Below are 23,038 nucleotides of genomic sequence, written 5' to 3'. Positions count from 1 at the left end.
CCGGTGAATCCGGTTCTCTCGTTTTCATTTGCCCCCTGTGATGGCGTGATCCCGGCGATCGGGACTGGCCATGACGACCAGGCGCACCCCGGTGCGCCTGACTGGCATCTGTTGTGTCGGAATGGGGGCTTGCCACCTGCTCTGTCGCGCAGACGACCGGGCAAGGATAGCCAGAAGCACAAGATGAACAGCTTATTAGGACATACGATGAAACAAATATTCATGTGGATCTGCGCGTCCATGGCGATCTTGTTGTTGGCCGCATGCGGTGGCAGTGATGGCGACGATTCGTCATCTACGGACTCCGGGAGCGGTGCGACTACCATGGTCTCCTTGCAGATCACCCCGCCCCAGGGGCGTATCCCGGTGACGCTGACGCAGCAGTATGTGGCGCAGGCGGTGCTGAGCGACGGCAAGGTGCAGGATGTGACGGCCCTCGGCGACGTCCAGTGGCGCAGCAGTGACAGCGCCATCGCGACCATCACGAGCGCGGGCCTGGCGACCGGGGTCGCACCGGGCCGCGTCACCATCACGGCGTCGGGGGTAGGGGCCAATGGTGCCCCCATCGAGGCGAAGGCGCAGTTGGAGATCAGCAATGCCCTGGCCACCGGGCTGCAGATTACGCCCGCTGCGGCCAGGGTGGCCGCCGGCTTGAACAAGCAGTTCACCGCCATCTTGCAGCTATCCGATGGCACCACCCTGGACGTGACCCGTGACCTGAACTGGAGCAGCGATGATGCGGGCACCGCCACCGTCGCGCAAGGGTTGGCGACCGGGGTAGGGGCGGGCATGGCCAGCTTGAGCGCGAGCGGCCTCTTCCAGGGCAAAACGGTCAGCGGCGCGGCAGAGCTCACCGTGAGCGATGCCACCGTCACCGCCTTGCAGGTGACCCCCGCCATGACCACGACGGCAATCGGGCTGGCGCAGCCCTTTGCCGCGACCGCGGTGCTGTCCGATGGGACCAGTCAGCTGGTCACTGAGTTCGTCAGCTGGAGCAGCGCCGACACCGCCATCGCGACCGTCGGCAATGAGCAGGACAGATGGGGGCAGGCCAGGGGGCTAAGTGTTGGCAGCGTGGCCATCATGGCCTCGGGTCATTTCAATGGTCAGGATCTCTCCGGCACGGCGCAGCTGAAGGTGAGCAGCGCCACAGTGACCGGCCTGCAGCTGACCCCGCCCCGGCTCAGGGCGCCGGTCGGCTTGCCGCAACAGTACAGCGCGACCGCCATGCTGTCCGATGGCAGCAGCCAGCCGGTGCTGGATGCCAGCTGGCACAGCAGCGAGCCAGGTATGGCCACCATCAGTGCCGCCGGCCTGGCCACGGGGGCCCATGCCGGCACCGCCACCCTCAACGCCAGCACCAGCGTCAACGGCCAGCCCTTCAGCGGCAGCGCGCAACTGACAGTGACAGACGCGACCGTGACCGCCTTGCAGGTGACTCCTGCCAGGGGCTCGGTCCCCATCGGCCTGGCCCAGCAATACGACGCCACCGCGCTGATGTCGGACGGCACCAGTTTGCCGATGACCGAGAGTGCCAGTTGGGTGAGCGACCCGCTCGTTGCCACCGTGGATAAAGGGCTGGCCAGCGGGGTGGGGGTGGGCAGCACCGACATCAATGCCACCGCCGTCGTCAATGGCGTGCAGGTCAGCAACCAGGCGCCCCTGACGGTGACCGGCGCCGAGGTGACCAGCCTGGAGGTGAGCCCGGGCATCGAGGTGGTAGCGGCAGGCCTGAGCAAGCCGTTCACGGTACGTGCCTGGATGTCGGATGGCACCAGTCAGGAGGTGACCGGGAACAGTCATATCAGCTGGAGCAGCGACGACATCGGCGTCGCCACCGTCGATGGCAGCAGCGGGGTGGCGACCGGGGTGGCGCAGGGTTCGACCTATATCAGCGCGGCGGGCAGCATCAATGGCCAGTTTTTGAGCGACAGCGCCTCGTTGGCGGTGGGCGACGCTGCCGTGACCGGGGTGGAGGTCACGCCGGATCCGGCCACGGTACCGGTCGGGCTCAGCATACAGCTGACCGCCACCGCCCAGCTGTCCGACAACAGTACTCAGGACATCACCAGTACGGCCAGCTGGGGCAGCGATGCCACCGGGGTAGCCACCATCATCGGCGGTCTGGCGACCGGGGTGAGCGTGGGTGGCGCCAATATCACGGCCACCGATAGCGCCAGCGGTCAGTCCGGCAGCGCGGCCTTGACCGTGACCAGCGCCGTCATGACTGGTCTGAACGTGACCCCGGAGACCGCTTCGGTCGGAGTGGGGCAGAACCAACAGTTCGATGCCACGGCGACGCTGTCCGATGGCAGTAGCCAAGATATGACCAGCTCGGTCAGCTGGAGCAGTGGTGACCTTGCCATCGCTTCCATCGGCAGTAGCACTGGTCTGGCGACCGGGGTAGCGCCGGGCACCAGTACCATCACGGCGATGACACAAGATGGCTCCGGGCTGAGTGATACGGCACAGCTGGAGGTGATTGCCTGTGATACGGGGGCAACACTGGATGTGGTCACCACGGCAGACGGCAAGATTTGGACTCGGCCATTACTCGAATGTGAGGCGATAGCGAATGGCATGACACAAGGAACCCGGGCAGACAATGGCACGCCAGATTCAGAATACGACCCTGAGTCCGACTATATCAGTACCAGGAATGAGGTCGGTAATTGGTATGTGACGATGCAGTGGCCACAGGCCGATGAGTACTGCCGCGCACTTGGCAATGGTTACTATTTGCCAAGTCAAGCTGAGCTGCAGGCGCTCTATAACGAGTTTGGGAACATGACCGCCTATGCAGCCTGGCCAGCCGCCGAGTTCTCGTGGTCATCGACGATGGGGACTTATGCGGGTTCTCACTGGAAACTTCGTCTGTCTGACGGTATGGACGGAGGCTTGATGCAAGACTTGTCGATGGGCCTATATGTTACCTGTGTTCGGGTTCCACCGATTACTGCGGTCGCGTTGACCGTGACTCCGGCTGCTAGTTCGGTGATAGAAGGAGCGACTCAGCAGTATACCGCCACCGCGACTCTATCTGATGGCGGGACTCAGGATGTGAGTTCTAGTGTCGGTTGGAGCAGTAGCGATACCGCTGTTACCACCGTCAATAGCAGTGGCCTGGCCACGGGGATAGCAGAAGGGAACACGGTTATTACCGCGACTATGCAGGATGGTTCCTCGCTCAGCTTCACGGTGCAACTGACAGTACTCCCCATGCCAAATTATGATCTTGGCTGTGATATAGGCATATTGGTCGATAGTCTTGGCGCCAAATGGACTTGTCCGCTGCTGCAAAGCGAGGCGGATGCCGCGGAGATCCCATATGACAGAGTAACTACGATAGATGGAAAAAACTTCGTCAGTATGACATGGCCTAACGGAAACAACTATTGCACTAACCTGCTGGGGCAAGGTTTTCGCCTGCCAACCGTGGCTGAGTACGAGGGACTCTTTGCGGAGTTCGGTAACTTGTCGATAGCTGCCGGTTGGCCGAGTAGCTCCTATCACTGGACGGGCGATTATAGCGGTGGCAGCAGTCACTATGGGTTCAACACTCTGTATGGCGGCTATAGTTCGATTCCCGACGCTCACTACTATTATGCGTCGTGCCGGCAGGCAGCAGAGTGATTTGTGCTGGTGACCAACGCTCACCCTCAAGCGCAGGGCGCATGGCGAGGAGGGATAGCGAGTCTGGCGGCAGCCGGCGTGCGGACAGCCGGGGTATATGGGCTGTCCGCCCCGGTGCCATGACGGTGTCAGCCGAAGATCCTGACAGGATGTGACAGGTAGCATCCTGCTTGTCTGCCTTTATGGCGTAATGGAGTAAAAAGCCCAAGTGACCCTGTCACTTGGGCTTTTTTGTTGTGTCTGGATCCGTCGGTGCGCCGCCGGGGGAGGCTATCGGTCGGCGGTGATCGGTGACTACACTGGCTGGGTTGAAAGGACGGAGGGCATGTGCGCAGATTGGCGCAGTAGCAGGATCACACAGAGGGAATGGCCGATGGTTGTCATATGGAAGAGAGTTGTGTTGTCAGGGGGGCTGTTGCTGGTGGGGCTGGTGTCGGGTTGTGCCAACTTCGCCCAGACCCACATCGAGTATCTGAGCCAGGATCCCCCTCCAGGCAACCTCCCCTATGGGAGGGTCGTCTATGTCGACGACGGCCAATGTCCGGATGGCCAGGTGAAGCGGCTGATCGGCGGCGATGCGAGCAAGAATATCCCTCGCCACGTGGAGTGCGTGCCGCGTCCACAGTAGCCATCGGGCTTGCAACGGATGAGTCGAGTGGCCCTTGCCATCAGGCATCGGCATAACCCGGGTACGGTCATTACCATGGAAAAGGCCCAAGCAGTTGCTTGGGCCTTTTCATTTCGGTGGCAGGCAACTTGCTGGGGGCTAGAAGGCATCCCCCGGCACGCGCACCCAGCCTTCCATCAGGATGCGGGCGGAGCGCGACATGATGGCCTTGGTCACCGTCCACTCCCCATTCACCCGCAGCGCCTGGGCGCCGACCTTCAGGGTGCCGGAGGGGTGGCCGAAGCGCACGGCTTCGCGCTCGCCGCCACCGGCGGCCAGGTTCACCAGGGTGCCGGGAATGGCCGCCGCTGTGCCGATGGCCACGGCGCAGGTGCCCATCATGGCGTGGTGCAGTTTGCCCATGGAGAGCGCGCGCACCAGCAGGTCGATCTCGCCAGACTGCACCTGTTTGCCACTGGCGGTGCGGTAATCCCTGGCCGGCGCGACGAAGGCGACCTTGGGGGTGTGCTGGCGGGTGGCCGCCTCGGCGGGGCTCTTGATCAGGCCCATGCGCAAGGCGCCGGCGATGCGAATGGCCTCGAAGCGGGCCAGCGCCTCGGGGTCGCCGTTGATCGCCTCGCGCAGCTCGGTGCCGCTATAGCCGATATCCTCCGCATTGACGAACACGGTGGGAATACCGGCGCTGATCATGGTCGCCTTGAGGGTGCCGATGCCCGGAACTTCCAGGTCATCGATCAGATTACCGGTGGGGAAGAGGGCGCCGCCATCTTCACCATCGTCGGACGGGTCGAGAAACTCCAGCACCACTTCGGCGGCGGGGAAGGTGACCCCGTCCAGCTCGAAGTCACCGATTTCCTGCACCTGACCGTTGCTGATCGGCACGTGGGCGATGATGGTCTTGTGGATGTTGGCCTGCCAGATCCGCACCACGCAGGTGCCGTCGTGGGGAATGCGGGCCGGATCCACCAGCCCGGCGTGGATGGCGAAGGTGCCGGCCGCGGTGGAGAGGTTGCCACAGTTGCCGCTCCAGTCGACAAAGGGCTTGTCGATGGCGATCTGGCCGTAGAGGTAGTCCACGTCGTGATCCGGCTGGCGGCTCTTGGCCAGGATCACGCACTTGGAGGTGGAGGAGGTGGCGCCGCCCATGCCGTCCATGTGGGCAGAGTAGGGGTCAGGGCTGCCGATCACGCGCATGAACAGCGCATCGCGGGCCGGGCCCGGCACCTGGCAGTGCTCGGGCAGATCACCTAAGCGGAAGAACACCCCCTTGCTGGTGCCGCCGCGAATATAGGTGGCCGGGATTTTCACTTGGCCTGGGTGAGCCACAGATGGATGGGCCATAAGGATCGTCCTGAATGAATCGGGTTAGAAGGGTCGATTCCCCCGCCCCGCAAGGGGAGGGGGAATGCCATATATCAACTGGCTGCCTTGTGGGTGGTCGCTTCCAGGAAGTCCTGGGCGAAGCGCTGCAGCACGCCGCCGGCCTCGTAGACCGAGACCTCCTCGGCGGTGTCGAGGCGGCAGGTCATGGGCACCTCGAGCGTCTCGCCGTTGCGCCTGTGAATGACCAGCACGAGATCGGTGCGCGGGGTGCGTGCACCCTTGACGTCATAGGTCTCGGTGCCGTCCAGCCCCAGAGTCAGGCGGGTGGTGCCCGGCTTGAACTCCAGCGGCAGCACCCCCATGCCGATCAGGTTGGTGCGGTGAATGCGCTCGAAGCCTTCCGCCGCTATCACCTCCACCCCCGCCAGCCGTACGCCTTTGGCCGCCCAGTCACGGGACGAGCCCTGGCCGTAGTCGGCGCCCGCCACTATGATCAGCGGCTGCTTGCGGGCCATGTAGGTTTCGATGGCTTCCCACATCCGCGTCACCTTGCCTTCCGGCTCGATGCGGGCCAAGGAGCCTTTCTTCACCTGGCCATCGACCACCGCCATCTCGTTCACCAGCTGAGGGTTGGCGAAGGTGGCGCGCTGGGCGGTCAGGTGATCGCCGCGGTGGGTGGCGTAGGAGTTAAAGTCCTCCTCCGGCAGGCCCATCTTGTGCAGGTATTCACCGGCCGCGCTGTTCATCATGATGGCGTTGGACGGGGAGAGGTGATCGGTGGTGATGTTGTCCGGCAACACCGCCAGCGGCCTCATGCCCTTCATGGTACGTTCACCCGCCAGCGCCCCTTCCCAATAGGGCGGGCGACGGATATAGGTGCTCATCTCGCGCCACTCATAGAGCGGGGCGACCTTGGGGCCATGGTCTTCCTCTATGGTGAACATGGGGATATAGACCTGGCGGAACTGCTCCGGCTTCACCGACGCCCTGACCACCGCATCGATCTCTTCATCCGACGGCCAGATGTCTTTCAGGCGGATCTCGCGCCCGTCCACCACCCCCAGCACATCCTTCTCGATGTCGAAGCGGATGGTGCCCGCGATGGCATAGGCCACCACCAGCGGCGGCGAGGCGAGGAAGGCCTGCTTGGCGTAGGGGTGGATGCGACCATCGAAGTTGCGGTTGCCCGACAGCACGGCGGTGGCATAGAGATCGCGATCGATGATCTCCTGCTGGATGGCCGGATCCAGTGCGCCGGACATGCCGTTGCAGGTGGTGCAGGCGAAGGCCACTATGCCGAACCCGAGCTGCTCCAGCTCGTGGTCAAGGCCCGCTTCCTTCAGATAGAGTGCCACCGTCTTGGAGCCCGGCGCCAGGGACGACTTGACCCAGGGTTTGCGAGTCAGGCCGAGCTGGTTGGCATTGCGCGCCAGCAGGCCGGCGGCAATCACGTTGCGCGGGTTGCTGGTGTTGGTGCAACTGGTGATGGCGGCGATGATCACGGCGCCGTCCGGCAGCAGGCCGTCGGCCTCCTGGGCGCGGGCCTTGTCCAGATCCACGGCTATGCCGCGGGCGGCCAGGTCGGAAACCGGCAGGCGGCGGTGCGGGTTGGAGGGGCCCGCCAGGGTGCGCACCACGCTGGACAGATCGAAGTGCAGCACGCGCTCGTACTGGGCGCTCGCCAGGCAGTCGGCCCAGAGGCCCGCCTCCTTGGCATAGGTCTCCACCAGCTTGACCTGCTCGCTGTCACGGCCGGTGAGCCGCAGGTAGTCGATGGTTTGGCTGTCGATGAAGAACATGGCCGCGGTGGCGCCGTATTCCGGTGCCATGTTGGAGATGGTGGCGCGATCCCCCAGGGTCAGGGCGCCTGCGCCCTCACCACGGAACTCCAGATAGGCGCCGACCACTTTCTCCTTGCGCAGGAACTCGGTCAGGGAGAGCACCACGTCGGTGGCGGTGATGCCGGGTTGCGGCTTGCCACTGAGCTCGACGCCGACGATCTCCGGCAGGCGCATCCAGGAGGCACGCCCCAGCATCACGTTCTCGGCTTCCAGGCCGCCCACGCCCACCGCGATCACCCCGAGGGCATCCACGTGCGGGGTGTGGCTGTCGGTGCCGACACAGGTGTCCGGGTAGGCGATGCCCCTGTCGTTGTGAATGACCGGCGACATCTTCTCCAGGTTGATCTGGTGCATGATGCCGTTGCCCGGCTGGATCACCTCGATGTTGCGAAACGCCTGCTTGGTCCAGTTGATGAAGTGGAAGCGATCCTCGTTGCGGCGATCCTCGATGACGCGGTTCTTGGCGAACGCATCGGGATCGAAGCCGCCACACTCAACGGCGAGCGAGTGATCGACGATCAGCTGCACCGGCACCACGGGGTTGACCTGGGCGGGGTCGCCGCCCTGATCGGCGATGGCATCGCGCAGACCGGCCAAGTCCACCAGCGCGGTCTGGCCCAGGATGTCGTGGCACACCACCCGGGCCGGGAACCAGGGGAAGTCGCGATCGCGTTTGTTCAAGGCGATCTGGCCGAGGCACTCGCCGAGGATGGCCGGGTCGCACTTGCGCACCAGGTTCTCGGCATGAACGCGAGCGGTGTAAGAGAGTTTGTCCCAGGCGCCGGGCTGGATGGCTTCGACCGCCGCACGGGCGTCGAAGTAGTCCAGCACCGTGCCGGGCAGGGGCTTGCGGTATTGTGCGTTGGTCATCACTTGCGCTCCTGATTCTTCTCGGCATGGACGCGAGCGGTGTAAGAGAGTTTGTCCCAGGCGCCGGGCTGGATGGCTTCGACCGCCGCACGGGCGTCGAAGTAGTCCAGCGCCGTGCCGGGCAGGGGCTTGCGATAGTGGCTGTTCATCACTTGCGATCCTTGAGCGGGACGAACACCAGATCCTCCGGGCCCACGTAGTTGGCACTCGGTCGGATGATCTTGCCGTCGATGCGCTGCTCGATGACGTGCGCCGACCAGCCTGAGGTGCGGGCGATCACGAACAGCGGGGTGAACATGGCGGTGGGCACGCCCATCATGTGGTAGCTGACGGCGCTGAACCAGTCGAGGTTCGGGAACATCTTCTTGGCGTCCCACATGGTCGACTCCAGCCGCTCGGCGATGTCGAACATCTTGGAGTTGTGCTGCTCCTTGCTGAGCTCGCGGGCCACCTCCTTGATCACCTTGTTGCGCGGATCCGAGACGGTGTAGACAGGGTGGCCGAAGCCGATGACCACTTCCTTCTTCTCGATGCGGGCACGGATGTCGGCCTCCGCCTCGTCGGGATTGTCGTAACGCTTCTGGATCTCGAAGGCCACCTCGTTGGCGCCGCCGTGCTTGGGCCCGCGCAGGGCGCCGATGGCACCTGTGATGCAGGAGAACATGTCGGAGCCGGTGCCGGCAATCACCCGACCGGTGAAGGTGGAGGCGTTGAACTCGTGCTCGGCGTAGAGGATCAGCGAGGTGTGCATGGCGCGCACCCAGGAATCACGCGGCTTCTCACCGTGCAGCAGGTGCAGGAAGTGGCCGCCGATGGAGTCATCGTCGGTCTCTACCTCGATGCGCTTGCCGTTGTGGCTGAAGTGGTACCAGTAGAGCAGCACGGAGCCGAGGCAGGCCATCAGCTTGTCGGCGATGTCGCGGGCGCCCGGGTGGTTGTGGTCGTCCTTCTCCGGCGACACGCAGCCCAGCACCGAGACGGCGCTGCGCATCACGTCCATCGGATGGGCGGAGGGGGGCAGTTGCTCCAGTGCGGTCTTGACGCCGGAGGGCAGGCCGCGCAGGGCCTTGAGTTTGGCCTTGTAGGCGGCCAGCTCGGCGACATTGGGCAGATGGCCATGCACCAGCAGGTGGGCGATCTCCTCGAATTCACAGCTGGTGGCGACATCGAGAATATCATAGCCACGGTAGTGCAGGTCGTTGCCGCTGAGGCCCACGGTGCAGAGGGCGGTGTTGCCGGCGGCGGTGCCGGAGAGGGCCACGGATTTCTTGGCCTTGAAGACGGGGGTGGTGGTCTCGGTGATTGCGCTCATTGCTTGTCTCTCCTTATACATTTGAGCCTGCCGGCCGCCAGCTACCTGTCACAGACAGGGGGCGGCCGGCGGGTCTGTCATTCCTTGGTGAACAGGCGATCCAGTGTCTGCTCGTAGTGGTGGTAGCCGAGGAAGTCGTAGAGCGCTTCCCGGGTCTGCATGCTGTCGACCACGGCGCGCTGGTGGCCATCCTGGCGCAGTTGCTGATAGACGTTGAGGGCGGCCTGGTTGGCGGCGCGGGCGGCGCTCAGGGGGTAGAGCACCATGTCGACGCCGTGATCGGCGAGGTGGCCCTTGTCAAACAGCTCGGTCTGGCCGAATTCGGTCATGTTGGCGAGGATGGGGACCCCGGCCGCCTGCTTGAAGCGGTCGTACTGGTCGAGTTTGGTCACCGCCTCGGCGAAGATCATGTCGGCCCCGGCGGCCACGTAGGCGGCGGCGCGCTCCAGCGCGGATTCAATGCCTTCCACTGCCAGGGCGTCGGTGCGGGCCATGATGACGAAGTTCTCGTCGGTGCGGGCATCCACCGCCGCCTTGATGCGATCCACCATCTCGGCCAAGCTCACCACCGCCTTGTTGGGTCTGTGGCCGCAGCGCTTCTGGGCGACCTGATCTTCCATGTGGACGGCGGCGACACCGCCCCGCTCGAAGGCGCGGATGGTGCGGGCTATGTTGAAGGCGCCGCCCCAGCCGGTGTCGATATCCACCAGCAACGGCACCTGGGTGGCGGCGGTGATCCGCTCGGCATCGATCAGCACGTCGTTCATGGAGGTCATGCCCAGATCCGGCAGGCCGAAGGAGGCGTTGGCCACCCCGGCACCGGACAGATAGAGCGCCTTGAAGCCGCTACGCTCGGCCATCAGCGCCATGTAGGCGTTGATGGTGCCGACGATTTGCAGGGGTTTCTCGTTGGCCAGCGCGGTGCGAAAACGCGCCCCGGCCGAATGGGATAAGTTAGACATAGTGACTCCTTTCATGCTGCGGATATACCCATCTCACACTACGTTGACGTTAACGTCAATTATGCTTAAGTCAAAGGCCCGCCAATCGGCGAGCCCAGGCGGCTGCCTCTTGGATAATTCCATTTAATTCAATCAAGTATCTCTCATTGCCAACAACATGGGCGGTCGCCGTCGCGGCGCCGTCATGGTGGGTCAGGGCCGATTCTGGCGCCTTCCCCGAGGGGGGGCAACGAATTCGAGCGGGGTTGTCATGAGATGAAAAGTGGCTGTCGCCCGATGAAAAGCGGCCGTTTACGTAACCCCCTAGATTCAATCCGGACGAAGAGTTTCACTCACGAACGGATTGGAGAACTGAGATGGCCAACGCCATACGCTTTTATGAAACCGGGGGCCCGGAAGTGCTGCGCTACGAAGAGGTGGCGGTCGGTGAACCCGGTCCGGGCCAGGTCCGCCTGCGCCATGCCGCGGTCGGCCTGAACTATGCCGACACCTATTTTCGCAACGGCACCTACCCCATCCCCATGCCCAACGGCATGGGCGTCGAGGGGGCCGGCGTGGTGGAGGCCATCGGCGAGGGCGTCACCCATGTGGCGGTGGGCGATCGCGTCACCTACACCGGTTTCCTCAACACCCTCGGCGCTTACTCGACCGAGCGCCTGATCCCCGCCGCCCCGCTCATCAAGCTGCCGGACAACATAGCGTTCGAGACGGCGGCCGCCATGACCATGCGGGGCCTGACGTCCGCCTACCTGATGCGCCGCATCCACGACTTCAAACCCGGTGACAGCATCTTGCTGCACGCCGCCGCGGGCGGGGTGGGGCTGATCGTCGCCCAGTGGGCCAAGCTGCTCGGCCTGACCGTGATTGGCACCGTCTCCAGCGAGGCCAAGGCCGAGGTGGCCAGGGCCCACGGCTGTGACTTCACCATCGACTACAGCCATGAAGACGTGGCCAAGCGGGTGCGCGAGCTGACCGAGGGCACCGGCGTCGACGTGGTGTTCGACAGCGTCGGCAAGAGCACCTTCCTGGGCTCGCTCGATTCCCTCAAACGCCGCGGCCTCATGGTCTGCGTCGGCACCGCCTCAGGCCCGATCGAGGGGTTCAACCCGCAGCTGCTGGCGATGAAGGGCTCCCTCTATCTGACCCGTCCGGCCCTGGCCGACTACATCGCCGACCCGGCCGAGAAGACGGCCCTGGCGAACGAGCTGTTCGACCACGTGGGCAGCGGCCGGCTCAAGATCGAGATCAACCAGAAGTACGCACTGCAGGATGCGGTGCAGGCCCACCGCGATCTCGAGTCGCGCAAGACCACGGGCTCATCGGTTTTCGTTATCTAGCAAGCGCGCGAGGCGGCCTCTCATGGGAGGGGCCGGCCTGCGAGGCGCATGGCGCAACAGACTTGTCATCGAGGGAGTGCATGACATGCGTGTAGAACAACTGACCTGCCATATCGGAGCGGAACTGAGTGGCGTCAACCTGGCGGATGCCGTTCATGATGAAGGGCTGTTCGCCGAGATCCGCTCCCTGCTGCTCAAGCACAGGGTACTGTTCTTGCGGCAGCAGGATATCAGCCGCAGCGATCACGTGGCCTTCGCCCGCCGCTTCGGCGAGCTGGAGGATCACCCGGTGGCGGGCAGCGATCCCGAGCATCCCGGGCTGGTGCGCATCTACAAGTCGCCGGAGGTGCCGAACGATCGCTACGAGAACGCCTGGCACACCGACGCCACCTGGCGCGACAAGCCGCCCTTCGGCTGCGTGCTGCGCTGCGTGGAGTGCCCGCCGGTGGGGGGCGACACCCTCTGGGCCAACATGGTGGTGGCCTATGAGAAGCTGCCGGAGGAGATCAAGCAGAAGATCGCTGGCCTGCGCGCCCGCCACAGCATAGAGGCGAGCTTCGGGGCGGCCATGCCCATCGAGAAGCGGCTGGCGCTCAAGGCCCAGTTCCCGGATGCCGAGCACCCCGTGGTGCGCACCCATCCGGACACCGACGAGAAGATCCTGTTCGTCAACGCCTTCGCCACCCACTTCACCAACTACCACACCCCGGAGCACGTGCGCTACGGGCAGGACTACAGCATGGGCGGCAGCGATCTGCTGCGCTATCTGATAAGCCAGGCCTATGTCCCCGAGTATCAGGTGCGCTGGCGCTGGCAGCCCAACAGCATCGCCATCTGGGACAACCGCAGCACCCAGCATTATGCCGCCATGGACTATCCGCCCTGCCACCGCAAGATGGAGCGGGCCGGGATCATGGGCGACCAACCCTTCTGATATCACGCCGGGCAGGGTTGCCCGGCACACAGCCAGTCTTCATTCAAGGAGAGAACAGATGCAATTCTTTGACGATTCCCTGCACCCGGAAAACATGGAAAAAGTGGTGATCACCGTGGCCCCGTACGGTCCCGAGTGGGCGCCTGGTGACTTCCCGGAAGACATCCCGGTGACCATGGAGGAGCAAATCCAGAAGGCGGTCGACTGCTACGAGGCGGGCGCTACCGTGCTGCACCTGCATGTGCGCGAGCTGGATGGCTCCGGCTCCAAGCGCCTGTCCAAGTTCAACGAGCTGATCGCCGGGGTGCGCAAGGCGGTGCCTGACATGATCATCCAGGTCGGCGGCTCCATCTCCTTCGCGCCGGAAGGCGAGGGGGAGGCGGCCAAGTGGCTGTCGGACGACACCCGCCACATGCTGGCCGAGCTGACGCCGAAGCCGGATCAGGTCACGGTCGCCATCAACACCACCCAGATGAACATCATGGAGCTGCTCTACCCGGAATACCTGGCGGGCACCTCCCTGGAGCACCCGGCCCTGAAGGCGGCCTACAGCGAGATGACGGTCCCGGCCGGTCCGGCATGGGTGGCCGAGCACCTCAAGCGACTGATGGCCAACGGCATCCAGCCCCACTTCCAGCTGACCGGCATGCACGCCATGGAGACCCTGGAGCGGCTGGTGCGCAGGGGCGTCTACATGGGGCCGCTCAACCTGACCTGGATCGGCATCGGCGGCGGCTTCGACGGCCCGAACCCGTTCAACTTCATGAACTTCGTCCACCGCGCGCCGGATGGCTGCACCCTGACCGCCGAATCCCTGCTCAAGAACGTGTTGCCCTTCAACATGATGGCCATGTCCATTGGGCTGCACCCGCGCTGCGGCATCGAGGACACCATCATAGGCCAGCACGGTCAGCGCATGAGTTCGGTCGAGCAGATTCGCCAGTGCGTGCGGGTCGCCCACGAGCTGGGGCGTGAGGTGGCCAACGGCAAGGAGGCCCGCGCCATCTATCGCATCGGTGTCCAGTACGACAGCATCGAAGAGACGCTGCAGGCCAACGGCATGGCGCCCAATCGCCGTGCCGGGGAGAAAGGCGTGCCACGGGGCGTCTGAGCCAGATGGGTCGCAGCTCGACTAAAGAGAGGCTGCGACCCCTATAACTCTGTTTGCCAAATGACGTTTGCCCTTGCAACATGCGGGGGGGCGGGCAATTGAGTCATCTATCACCAAAGGAAGGCGGTGGGTGACTCGCAGGCTCGCTACTTGAGTACCCCACCCAATTTGTCGTAGCACGAGGGACTGTATGGCTACCTATCATATCAATGACGATGTCGACGCTGGCAAGGCTGCCGTACCGCGTCGCTATGCCTGGATTGTGTTTGCGCTGACCTTTGGTCTGCTCATCTCCGACTACATGTCGCGCCAGGTGCTCAACGCCGTCTTCCCCATGCTCAAGGGGGAGTGGACCCTCTCCGATACCCAGCTTGGCCTGCTCAGCGGCATAGTGGCGCTGATGGTCGGGCTGCTGACCTTCCCGCTCTCCCTGCTGGCGGACCGTTTCGGTCGGGTGAAGAGCCTGGCCATCATGGCCATGCTGTGGAGCCTGGCGACCCTGGGCTGCGCCCTGGCCCAGAGTTACGAGCAGATGTTCATCGCCCGCTTCCTGGTGGGCGTGGGGGAGGCCGCCTATGGCAGCGTCGGCATCGCCGTGGTGGTGTCGGTGTTCCCGCGGGAGATGCGGGCCACCCTGTCCGGCGCCTTCATCTCGGGCGGCATGTTCGGCTCGGTGCTGGGCATGGCCACCGGCGGCGTGCTGGCCCATCTGCTGGGCTGGCGCTGGGCCTTCGCCGGCATGGCGCTGTTCGGCCTGCTGCTGGCGGCCATCTACCCACTCATCGTCAAGGAGAAGCGGATCGCCCCGGCGGGAGCCCGGGCGGCGGGCAAGGCGCACGGCAAGCCGCTGCGCACCCTCTACTCCACGCGCTCCGTGCTCTCGGCCTACGTCGGCAGCGGCTTGCAGCTGTTCGTCGGCGGCACCGTGATCGTCTGGATGCCGAGCTACCTGAACCGTTTCTACGGGATGGACACGGACAGGGCGGGGGTGGTAGCTGCCATCATAGTGCTGTGCAGCGGCGCCGGCATGATCCTGTGCGGCATGCTCAGTGACAAGCTGTGCCGGGATCGACCGGATCGCAAGATCAGCCTGGCCATCGGCTATTGCCTCGGGAGCTGCGCCCTGCTGTCGCTGGCCTTCGCCCTGCCATTCGGGTTGCCCCAGCTGGCCCTCATCTGCCTTGGCATGTTCATCGCCACCGGCACCTCGGGCCCGGCGGGCGCCATGGTGGCCAACCTCACCCACTACAGCGTGCACGGCACCGCCTTCGCCACCCTGACCCTGGCCAACAACCTGCTCGGGCTGGCCCCCGGCCCCTTCATCACCGGCCGCGTCTCCGACCATATCGGCCTGGACAACGCCTTCCAGCTGGTGCCGCTCATCAGCATCGCGGCGGCGGCCGTCTTCTTCTACGGCAAGCGCCACTATCACAAGGATGTCGCCAGGCTGGAAGGGGATTCCGAGCCACCCGTTGCCTGCACCTCCGTCACCGGCGCCGCCCATACCACAGAGGCAAGAGCCTGAGTCGTACCCTGACAACAGGGAACCATGGTGATTTTCCCTGTCCTGCGGCAGGCCGCCGGACAGGGACAGAGCACCCGGAGGAAAGGGCATGAGCAGTGCCCCGAACACAGGGGTCTATTTCGATTTGATTTATTTGAACTGTCCTGCGGCTGGCCGCCGGACAGGGACCGAGAACCCGGAGGAAAGGGCATGAGTCGTACCCTGAACATTGCAGTCTATTTCGATTTTATCTGTCCCTGGTGCCTCATCGGCAAGCGCCAGCTGGAGCAGGCCCTGGCCCGGCTGCGGGTCGAGCGGCCCGAGGTGCAAGTCGCCGTGAGCTGGCGCGGGGTGCAGTTGCTGCCCTATCTGCCGGTGCAGGGGGATGACTTCAACAGCTTCTATCAGCATCGCCTCGGCTCTGCGCAGGCGGTGCGGCTGCGCCAGGCCCAGGTGCAGCAGGCCGCGGCCAGCGTCGGGCTCAGCCTGGACTTTGGCAACATCCCCCGCATGCCGAACACGGCCGACGCCCATCGGCTGTGGCAGCGTGCCAGCCAGCTGGGCACGGCGGCGCAGCAGGAGGCGCTGCTGGAGCAACTCTTTGTGGCCCACTTCCAGCGGGGCGCCGATCTGGGGGATGGCGCCACCCTGTTGGGCCTGGCCGAGGCGGCCGGTTTCTCATCCGCCGCGCTGGTGAGCAGCCTGCAGGGGGATGGGGCTCCCTTCCTGTGCGACGTCGCCGGGGCGGCCAGCCAGGGGGTGCCGAGCTTCGTCATCGACGAGGCCCTGACCCTGTCCGGGGCGCAGCCCGCCGAGCAACTGCTGGCCGCGCTGCACCAGGCGCTGGCGCGGCAAGCGCCGGCCTGCGGGCGGCGCATCGCCGTGCCGGCCGAGCGGGTGCCCGCGCCGGGCAAGCGGGCGCTGATCGAGGCGCAAGGCAAGAGCCTGGCGCTGTTCAACATCGACGGCCAGTTCCACGCCATCGATGACAGCTGTCCCCACCAGGGCGCCTCCCTGTGCGGGGGCCGGCTGGAGGGAGCGGTGATCCAGTGCTGCGCCCACGGCCTGCGCTTCAACCTGCACACCGGCTATCTGCTCAACTCGGATCAGCTCAGGGTCGGCCGTTATCCGGTCGAGCAGGAGGGTGAGAGCCTGTTTATCGTCATCGAACCGCAGGAGTCTATCCCATGCACACCCTGACCATGACAGATCGCTATCAGCGGGTGCGCGAACTGGTGCCCGGCGTGGCGGTCAGCATCACGGTCGCGGCCGCCGCGACCTTCCTGTCCGAACACTACGGCGCCCCCGTGCTGCTGTTTGCCCTGCTGCTCGGCATGGGGCTCAACTTCCTCTCCGCCGAAGGGACCTGCAAGGCGGGCATCGAGTTCACGGCGCGCAGCGTGCTGCGCATCGGGGTCGCCCTGCTCGGCATGCGCATCACCCTCGGCCAGATAGCCGAGCTGGGCTGGATGCCGGTGCTGCTGGTGGTCACCCTGGTGGTGGTCACCATAGGACTCTCGGTGGTGGCGGCCAAGCTGATGGGGTTCCAGCGCCTGTTCGGCATGCTGACCGGGGGGGCCACCGCCATCTGCGGCGCCTCCGCCGCCCTGGCCCTGGCCGCGTCCCTGCCCAACCATCCACAGAAGGAGCGGGCCACCCTGTTCACCGTGATCGGGGTCTCGGTGCTCTCGACCCTGGCGATGATCCTCTACCCGATGATCGCCCGCTTCTTCGAGCTGACGCCGGTGGAGTCCGGGGTCTTCCTCGGCGCCACCATCCACGACGTTGCCCAGGTGGTGGGGGCTGGCTACAGCATGTCCACCGAGACCGGGGACGTGGCGACCGTGGTCAAGCTGATGCGGGTCGCCATGCTGCTGCCGGTGATTGTGGTGGCCGCCATGATCACCCGCATGCAGGGGGCGGATCCCGCCTCCGGCAAGCGTCCGCCGCTGCTGCCCCTGTTCGCCGTCGGCTTCCTGGTGCTGGCCTGCATCAACAGCACCGGCTGGGTGCCCGCCGTAGTGCAGGGGGGGACCAATGATCTGTCGCGCTGGTGCCTGGTCATCGCCATCAGCGCCATCGGCATGAAGACGCAGCTCAAGGAGCTGGCCAGGGTGGGCATCAAGCCGATCCTGCTGATGGTGGGGGAGACCGCCTTCCTCGCCGCCCTGGTCCTGCTGCTGATGCACTGGGGCATGAAGCCTTGATAACAAACGTCCGATTACGCGACCCTATTCGAACCTGCAAAATTCAATTGCCTATGTAGGTTCGATTAGCCGCGTAGCGGCGTAATCGGACGCTCGCGACATCACCTCAAATCAAGAAAATGCAGTAAACACGACAGCGCCCCCGTGGCCAACGGATTAGCCAGAGAGGTATTTATGAACAAGATTTATCCCAGCGCCCAGGCCGCTCTTAGCGGTCTGGTGCAGGACGGCATCACCATCGCATCGGGTGGCTTCGGCCTGTGCGGCATCCCCGAGCGGCTCATCGAGGCGCTGGGCGAGAGCGGCAAGCGCGACTTCACCATCATCAGCAACAACTGCGGGGTGGATGAGTTCGGGCTGGGGCCGCTGCTCTACAGCCGCCAGATCAAGAAGATGATCTCCTCCTACGTCGGGGGCAACAAGGAGTTCGAGCGCCAGTACCTGGCGGGCGAGCTGGAGCTGGAGTTCACCCCCCAGGGCACCCTGGCAGAGAAGCTGCGAGCCGGCGGCGCCGGCATCCCGGCCTTCTTCACCCGCACCGGTTACGGGACGCTTATCGCCGAGGGCAAGGAGACCCGCCAGTTCGACGGTGAGTGGTTCGTCATGGAGCGCGCCCTGACCGCCGATCTGGCGCTGATCAAGGGCGCCAGGGCCGACAAGGCGGGCAACCTGATGTTCAACAAGACGGCGCGCAACTTCAACCCGCTCTGTGCCAAGGCGGGGCGCGTCTGCGTGGCCGAGGTGGAGGAGATAGTCGAGGTGGGCGAGCTGGCCCCCGACGAGATCCACCTGCCCGGCATCTACGTGCAGCGGCTGGTGCTCAACCCCCATCCCGAGAAGCGCATCGAGGTACGCACCCTGAGGAGCTGACCGAGCGAGCGATCATGCCGGTATTGAGGTGTCGCGACGGGCACTCGATTCCCCCCATTTTGAACAGCGCAGCGAGCTGCGCACAGTGAGAAAGGATTTATCACATGGCCTGGACCCGTGAAGAGATGGCGCAACGCGCCGCCCTGGAGCTGCAAGACGGCTTCTACGTCAACCTGGGGATCGGCCTGCCGACCCTGGTCGCGAACTACATCCCGAGCGGCATGGAGGTCTGGCTGCAGAGCGAGAACGGCCTGCTCGGCATAGGTCCCTTCCCGGGGGAGGAGGAGCTGGATCCGGATCTCATCAACGCCGGCAAGCAGACCATCACCACCTTGCCCGGCAGCAGCTTCTTCGACAGCGCCGAGAGCTTCGCCATGATCCGCGGCGGTCACATCAACCTGGCCTTATTGGGCGCCATGCAGGTGTCCGAGCGCGGCGATCTGGCGAACTGGATGATCCCGGGCAAGATGGTCAAGGGCATGGGCGGCGCCATGGATCTGGTGGCGGGGGTCAAGCGGGTGGTAGTGCTGATGGAGCACTGCGCCAAGGGCGGCGCGCACAAGATACTTCCGTGGTGCAACCTGCCGCTGACCGGGGTCGGGGTGGTGGATCGCATCATCAGCGATCTGGCGGTGCTGGATGTCACCCCCGCCGGCCTGCGCCTGGTGGAGATGGCCCCCGGCATCGAGTTCGAGGCGCTGCAAGCCGCCACCGGCTGCACCATACTGCGCTGACGGTTAGCCATCCACGGGGAGGGCGCTCGCGCACTCCCCGTTGTTTTTTGCCCGCCATGCCCGCCTCTTTCCCTTGGCTATCCTGCACCGACCCGTCGCTTCCCGCTGGTTTTCCTCCCCGGTTTCCTTCGCACCTTTTCTGTCGCCCAGATCACTGTTTTCAGCTGAACAGGGGCTGTATGGGGCCGGTCGACGACGAGCGAATCCCACGCCAGCCGCGGGATGCAGCCGCTGTCACCAAATGAAAAGTGACTGACGTTCAATGGCAAGCGCGCCCCCTGAGCGAGGCCTTACAGTCGGCACTAAGAACACAGAGCGCACTCGGACAAGCGATACCCAGGGGAGGCAACCGGCCAACGGCCAGCTTGCCAAACCCGGCGAAACGCCCCGGCCAGCGCCATAAAAAAGCCAACGGAAACGGCAACAAAAATAACAAAACGACGACAACACTCGGAGAGACTGTAATGGATTACAAGCAATCGAGTCATGGCTGCGGCGCCCTTCGCCTCAGCCTGCTGGCCACCACCATCATGGCCGCCCTCATGCCAGCCGCCCAGGCCGTCGAGATCGACACGGACAGCGAGGATTGGTCTGTCCGCTTCGACAACACCGGTAAGTTCAACTACGGCATGCGTACCGAGAGTGCCGACGACCGCATGCTCGCCACCCCGAACAACAACGATGGCGACTACAACTTCAAGGATTCCGGCGACACCGTTGCCACCCGCTTCGACCTGCTGACCGAGCTGGACGTGGTCAATCAGGGCAACAAGGGTTTTCGCATCAGCGCCGCCAGCTGGTATGACTACGCCTACAACGACGTCGGCGCCGATGACAACCCCTTCATCAACGGCAACAGCGCGAGCTCCGGCATCGTCGGGCTGCCCCCGGTGGCAGGCAACCGTCACCTGAGCGACTACGCCGATCGCTACTATCACGGTCCCTCCGGCGAGCTGCTCGACGCCTTCGTGTTCTTCAGCTCCGAGGTGGGCGACGAATCCCTGGTCAGCGTCAAGGTCGGCCAGCACAACCTCTACTGGGGCGAGACCCTGCTCAACCCGGTGCACTCGATGAGCTATGGCCAGTCCGGCCTGGATCTCGCCAAGCTGGCGGCCTCCCCGGGCACCGAGGCCAAGGAGCTGTTCGTGCCGCGCAACCAGATCTCGGCCTCCTTCACCCTCAACCCGGAGTTGACCTTCGCCGCCCAGTACTTCCTCGAGTGGGATGCCGCGCGTCTGCCGGAGGCGGGCACCTATTACGGCAGCTCGGATCTGGTGGGCTTCGGCGCCCAGTCCTTCCTGCTGGGTCACACCGGGGGCCCTGGCCTGGCCGGGCCGAGCGGCACCCTGAGCAACATTCGCCGCGGTGAAGACATAGAGCCGGGCAAGCACGGCGACTGGGGCATCATGGCCAAGTGGTCACCGGAGGCACTGGACGGCACCCTGGGCGCCTTCTACCGCCGTACCGCCGACATCCTGCCCCAGGCGGTGCTGGATGCCCGTGGCCTGAGTGTCCGCGGCGCCACCGCCAACCCGATCCTCAACCTGCGCAACTCCATCTCGACCACCAGCTACTCCCTGGCCTATGGCGAAGACATCGACATCTTCGGCCTCAGCCTCTCCAAGGACGTGGCCGGGGTCAGCGTCGGCAGCGACCTGAACTATCGCCACAACATGCCGCTCTCCAGCATCCCGGCGCTGCTCAGTGCCTCGGGCCCGGGTGGACTGGCCGCCGGCCTGGGGGCCCTGCCTCCGCGCCACGACAGCACCGGGGTGATCACCGATGACAGCGATGGCTACAGCGCCACCGGCGAGACCCTGCACTGGACCCTCAACGGCCTGATGACCATAGCCGACACCCCGCTGTTCGATGCGGCCGCCCTGCTCGGCGAGCTCTACTACAGCAACCTGCTGGATCTGAACGACCACAACAAGGCGCTCTACAAGGGCGAGGACAGCTACACCGGCATCGACAAGCCGACCACGGACAACTGGGGGCTGGCGGTCAACTTCACGCCTATCTGGTATCAGGTGCTCCCGGGTGTCGACATGAGCATGCCGCTGTCGGTCAACTGGGGCCTGGCGGGCATCTCCCCGGTGCAGGCCGGCGGGGCGAAAGACACCGGCAACTACGCCGTAGGGCTGGGCGCGACCATCTACAACCAGTACTTCGTCGACCTGAAATACGTGGACTCCTTCGGCAAGTCGGCCGACTGCAACGACGGCGGCACCGATGGCTCTACCCCGAATGCGCTGGACGCGACCCAACGCAACACTTGCTACGCAGGCGGCTACTCCTCCTTCTCCGGTGGCGGCGCCACCACGGAAGACAGAGGCGCCATCTACCTGACCCTGAAGACCTCTTACTGATCCTCGGTGAGTCACCGAGCAGGAGCACAACATGATGAAATGTGAACGGACAATGTTGGCCGTATCCCTCACCCTGGCCCTCATCGGTCAGGCCGAGGCGGCCGTCACCGCCACCGAGGCGGGCAAACTGGGCAGCAGCCTGACGCAGGTCGGCGCCGAAGTGGCGGCCAACAGCGATGGCAGCATCCCGGCCTACACCGGGGGCCTGACCACCCCGCCCGCCAACTTCAAGGCCGGCGACAGCATGCGCCCCGATCCCTATGCCAGCGACAAGCCGCTGCTGGTGATCGACGGCAAGAACCTGGCCAAGTACAAGGGCCAGCTGACCGCGACCACCGCCGAGCTGCTGACCCGCTTCCCGGACTTCAGGGTCGATGTCTACCCGACGCACCGCAGCGTGGCCCTGCCGCAGGCGGTGCTGGACAACACCAAGAAGAACGCGCTCAGCGCCAAGACCCTGGAAGGCGGGCTGGCGGTGGACAACGTGCTGCCGGGCATTCCCTTCCCGATCCCCCAGTCGGGGGCCGAGGTGATGTGGAACTTCCTGCTGCGCTATCAGGGGGTGAACATCGCCACCAAGTACGACTCCTGGAACGTCGACTCGTCCGGTGTGGCGGCGCTCTCCACCACAGGTCAGGCCTTCATCAACTACGCCATCTACGAGGACATGGCCAAGCCCATCTCGGCCAGGGACACCTACTACCAGATGAAGCTGTACTACACCGGGCCCGCCCGCCGTGCCGGTGAGGCCATCATGCTGCGCGATGCCGCCAACCCCCTGGAGCAACCGCGCAAAGCCTGGCAGTACCTGCCGGGGCAGCGCCGGGTCAAGCTGGCGCCGAACCTGGCCTATGACACCCCGAACCCGGGCACCTCGGGCGCCGGCACCTATGACGACGTCTTCGTCTTCAACGGCGCGCTGGATCGCTTCGACTGGAAGCTGGTGGGCAAGCAAGAGATGATCGTGCCCTACAACACCTACAAGCTGACCTATGAGCCCGATGCCAGGGCGCTGACCACCCCCAACACCCTGTCGCCGGACTTCGTGCGCTGGGAGAAACACCGGGTCTGGGTGGTGGAAGGTTCGCTGAAGGCCGGTGAGCGCCACATCTATGCCAAGCGTCGCTTCTACATCGACGAGGACAGCTGGATGGCGCTGGCCTCCGACCAGTACGACGCCCGTGGTCAGCTCTATCGCGGCTCCTTCGCCTTCCTGAGCCAGAGCTACGACAAGCAGACCCCGGATGCCACGCCGTTCATGATCTATGACCTGGTGGCGGGCTCTTACAACATCAACGGTGTGGTGGGTCCCTACGGCGGCATCAAGTATGGCGCCTCCCTGTCGAAGGCCAAGTGGTCGCCCGAATCCCTGGCCGGGGCCGGGATCCGCTAGTCGTCACAGA

Annotated in this window: 17 protein-coding genes; 12 read left to right on the top strand and 5 right to left on the bottom strand. The window is 64.7% G+C overall.

Features of this window, described 5'->3' with window-relative positions:
- The first annotated feature begins 324 nt into the window (after positions 1-324).
- Positions 325-3,633 (top strand): Ig-like domain-containing protein, encoded by a 3,309-nt coding sequence (locus KW825_RS10290; protein WP_218329136.1) that lies wholly within the window; start codon positions 325-327, stop codon positions 3,631-3,633.
- 397 nt (positions 3,634-4,030) lie between these two features.
- Positions 4,031-4,261 carry a DUF6719 family protein gene (locus KW825_RS10285; RefSeq protein ID WP_218329135.1) on the top strand — a complete coding sequence of 77 codons (231 nt, stop codon included), beginning with the start codon at positions 4,031-4,033 and terminating at the stop codon, positions 4,259-4,261.
- Between the two features lie 138 nt (positions 4,262-4,399).
- Here the strand turns inward: KW825_RS10285 and prpF are convergent, their stop codons facing one another.
- The 5 genes from prpF to prpB form a co-directional block, all read right to left on the bottom strand.
- Positions 4,400-5,602 carry a 2-methylaconitate cis-trans isomerase PrpF gene (gene prpF / locus KW825_RS10280; RefSeq protein ID WP_218329134.1) on the bottom strand — a complete coding sequence of 401 codons (1,203 nt, stop codon included), beginning with the start codon at positions 5,600-5,602 and terminating at the stop codon, positions 4,400-4,402.
- Between the two features lie 74 nt (positions 5,603-5,676).
- On the bottom strand, positions 5,677-8,295 hold the full coding sequence (gene acnD, locus KW825_RS10275; protein ID WP_218329133.1) for a Fe/S-dependent 2-methylisocitrate dehydratase AcnD: 2,619 nt from the start codon (positions 8,293-8,295) through the stop codon (positions 5,677-5,679).
- Entirely contained in the window at positions 8,295-8,444 is a 150-nt protein-coding gene (locus tag KW825_RS10270) for a hypothetical protein (protein WP_218329132.1), read from the bottom strand. The genes acnD and KW825_RS10270 overlap by 1 nt, the downstream gene beginning before the upstream one ends.
- Positions 8,444-9,607: a 2-methylcitrate synthase gene (gene prpC, locus KW825_RS10265; RefSeq protein WP_218329131.1), complete on the bottom strand. Its 1,164-nt coding sequence runs from the start codon at positions 9,605-9,607 to the stop codon at positions 8,444-8,446. The genes KW825_RS10270 and prpC overlap by 1 nt, the downstream gene beginning before the upstream one ends.
- 77 nt (positions 9,608-9,684) lie before the next feature.
- Positions 9,685-10,569 (bottom strand): methylisocitrate lyase, encoded by an 885-nt coding sequence (gene prpB / locus KW825_RS10260; RefSeq protein WP_218329130.1) that lies wholly within the window; start codon positions 10,567-10,569, stop codon positions 9,685-9,687.
- Positions 10,570-10,925: 356 nt separating this feature from the next.
- On the opposite strand from prpB, the gene KW825_RS10255 reads away from it, so the two are divergent.
- The 10 genes from KW825_RS10255 (at position 10,926) to KW825_RS10210 (ending at position 23,028) form a co-directional block, all read left to right on the top strand.
- Positions 10,926-11,906, top strand: coding sequence for a quinone oxidoreductase (locus tag KW825_RS10255; protein WP_218329129.1), 981 nt, complete (start codon positions 10,926-10,928; stop codon positions 11,904-11,906).
- A gap of 85 nt (positions 11,907-11,991) precedes the next feature.
- Positions 11,992-12,840 carry a TauD/TfdA family dioxygenase gene (locus KW825_RS10250; RefSeq protein WP_218329128.1) on the top strand — a complete coding sequence of 283 codons (849 nt, stop codon included), beginning with the start codon at positions 11,992-11,994 and terminating at the stop codon, positions 12,838-12,840.
- Between the two features lie 58 nt (positions 12,841-12,898).
- Positions 12,899-13,951, top strand: a complete 1,053-nt coding sequence (locus tag KW825_RS10245) for a 3-keto-5-aminohexanoate cleavage protein (protein ID WP_218290865.1) — start codon at positions 12,899-12,901, stop codon at positions 13,949-13,951.
- 190 nt (positions 13,952-14,141) lie between these two features.
- Complete coding sequence (locus tag KW825_RS10240) at positions 14,142-15,476, top strand: MFS transporter (RefSeq protein ID WP_218329127.1); 1,335 nt, start codon at positions 14,142-14,144, stop codon at positions 15,474-15,476.
- Positions 15,477-15,665: 189 nt separating this feature from the next.
- The gene (locus KW825_RS10235; RefSeq protein WP_218329126.1) at positions 15,666-16,655 is read left to right on the top strand and encodes a DsbA family protein; all 990 of its coding nucleotides are present in this window, start codon (positions 15,666-15,668) and stop codon (positions 16,653-16,655) included.
- Complete coding sequence (locus KW825_RS10230) at positions 16,643-17,662, top strand: YeiH family protein (RefSeq protein ID WP_256353822.1); 1,020 nt, start codon at positions 16,643-16,645, stop codon at positions 17,660-17,662. Before KW825_RS10235 ends, KW825_RS10230 begins: the two co-directional genes overlap by 13 nt.
- Before the next feature lie 174 nt (positions 17,663-17,836).
- Complete coding sequence (locus tag KW825_RS10225; RefSeq protein ID WP_042652477.1) at positions 17,837-18,532, top strand: CoA transferase subunit A; 696 nt, start codon at positions 17,837-17,839, stop codon at positions 18,530-18,532.
- Positions 18,533-18,636: 104 nt separating this feature from the next.
- On the top strand, positions 18,637-19,266 hold the full coding sequence (locus tag KW825_RS10220; RefSeq protein ID WP_218329125.1) for a CoA transferase subunit B: 630 nt from the start codon (positions 18,637-18,639) through the stop codon (positions 19,264-19,266).
- A gap of 464 nt (positions 19,267-19,730) precedes the next feature.
- Entirely contained in the window at positions 19,731-21,635 is a 1,905-nt protein-coding gene (locus tag KW825_RS10215; RefSeq protein WP_042652475.1) for a DUF1302 domain-containing protein, read from the top strand.
- A gap of 52 nt (positions 21,636-21,687) precedes the next feature.
- Complete coding sequence (locus tag KW825_RS10210) at positions 21,688-23,028, top strand: DUF1329 domain-containing protein (RefSeq protein ID WP_256353821.1); 1,341 nt, start codon at positions 21,688-21,690, stop codon at positions 23,026-23,028.
- Positions 23,029-23,038: the final 10 nt, after the last annotated feature.

Source organism: Aeromonas sp. sif2433 (genome assembly GCF_019218705.1).
GTDB lineage: Bacteria > Pseudomonadota > Gammaproteobacteria > Enterobacterales > Aeromonadaceae > Aeromonas > Aeromonas encheleia.
This window is presented reverse-complemented; position numbering and strand designations above follow the sequence as displayed.

What these genes read in the sequence shown, in the direction of transcription:
- KW825_RS10240 (WP_218329127.1), top strand. Translation starts at nt 14,142, where the DNA reads ATGGCTACCTATCATATCAATGACGATGTCGACGCTGGCAAGGCTGCC.
- KW825_RS10245 (WP_218290865.1), top strand. Translation starts at nt 12,899, where the DNA reads ATGCAATTCTTTGACGATTCCCTGCACCCGGAAAACATGGAAAAAGTG.
- prpC (WP_218329131.1), bottom strand. Translation starts at nt 9,607, where the DNA reads ATGAGCGCAATCACCGAGACCACCACCCCCGTCTTCAAGGCCAAGAAA.
- KW825_RS10215 (WP_042652475.1), top strand. Translation starts at nt 19,731, where the DNA reads ATGGATTACAAGCAATCGAGTCATGGCTGCGGCGCCCTTCGCCTCAGC.
- acnD (WP_218329133.1), bottom strand. Translation starts at nt 8,295, where the DNA reads ATGACCAACGCACAATACCGCAAGCCCCTGCCCGGCACGGTGCTGGAC.
- prpF (WP_218329134.1), bottom strand. Translation starts at nt 5,602, where the DNA reads ATGGCCCATCCATCTGTGGCTCACCCAGGCCAAGTGAAAATCCCGGCC.
- prpB (WP_218329130.1), bottom strand. Translation starts at nt 10,569, where the DNA reads ATGTCTAACTTATCCCATTCGGCCGGGGCGCGTTTTCGCACCGCGCTG.
- KW825_RS10250 (WP_218329128.1), top strand. Translation starts at nt 11,992, where the DNA reads ATGCGTGTAGAACAACTGACCTGCCATATCGGAGCGGAACTGAGTGGC.
- KW825_RS10235 (WP_218329126.1), top strand. Translation starts at nt 15,666, where the DNA reads ATGAGTCGTACCCTGAACATTGCAGTCTATTTCGATTTTATCTGTCCC.
- KW825_RS10225 (WP_042652477.1), top strand. Translation starts at nt 17,837, where the DNA reads ATGAACAAGATTTATCCCAGCGCCCAGGCCGCTCTTAGCGGTCTGGTG.
- KW825_RS10270 (WP_218329132.1), bottom strand. Translation starts at nt 8,444, where the DNA reads ATGAACAGCCACTATCGCAAGCCCCTGCCCGGCACGGCGCTGGACTAC.
- KW825_RS10210 (WP_256353821.1), top strand. Translation starts at nt 21,688, where the DNA reads ATGTTGGCCGTATCCCTCACCCTGGCCCTCATCGGTCAGGCCGAGGCG.
- KW825_RS10290 (WP_218329136.1), top strand. Translation starts at nt 325, where the DNA reads ATGGTCTCCTTGCAGATCACCCCGCCCCAGGGGCGTATCCCGGTGACG.
- KW825_RS10230 (WP_256353822.1), top strand. Translation starts at nt 16,643, where the DNA reads ATGCACACCCTGACCATGACAGATCGCTATCAGCGGGTGCGCGAACTG.
- KW825_RS10220 (WP_218329125.1), top strand. Translation starts at nt 18,637, where the DNA reads ATGGCCTGGACCCGTGAAGAGATGGCGCAACGCGCCGCCCTGGAGCTG.
- KW825_RS10255 (WP_218329129.1), top strand. Translation starts at nt 10,926, where the DNA reads ATGGCCAACGCCATACGCTTTTATGAAACCGGGGGCCCGGAAGTGCTG.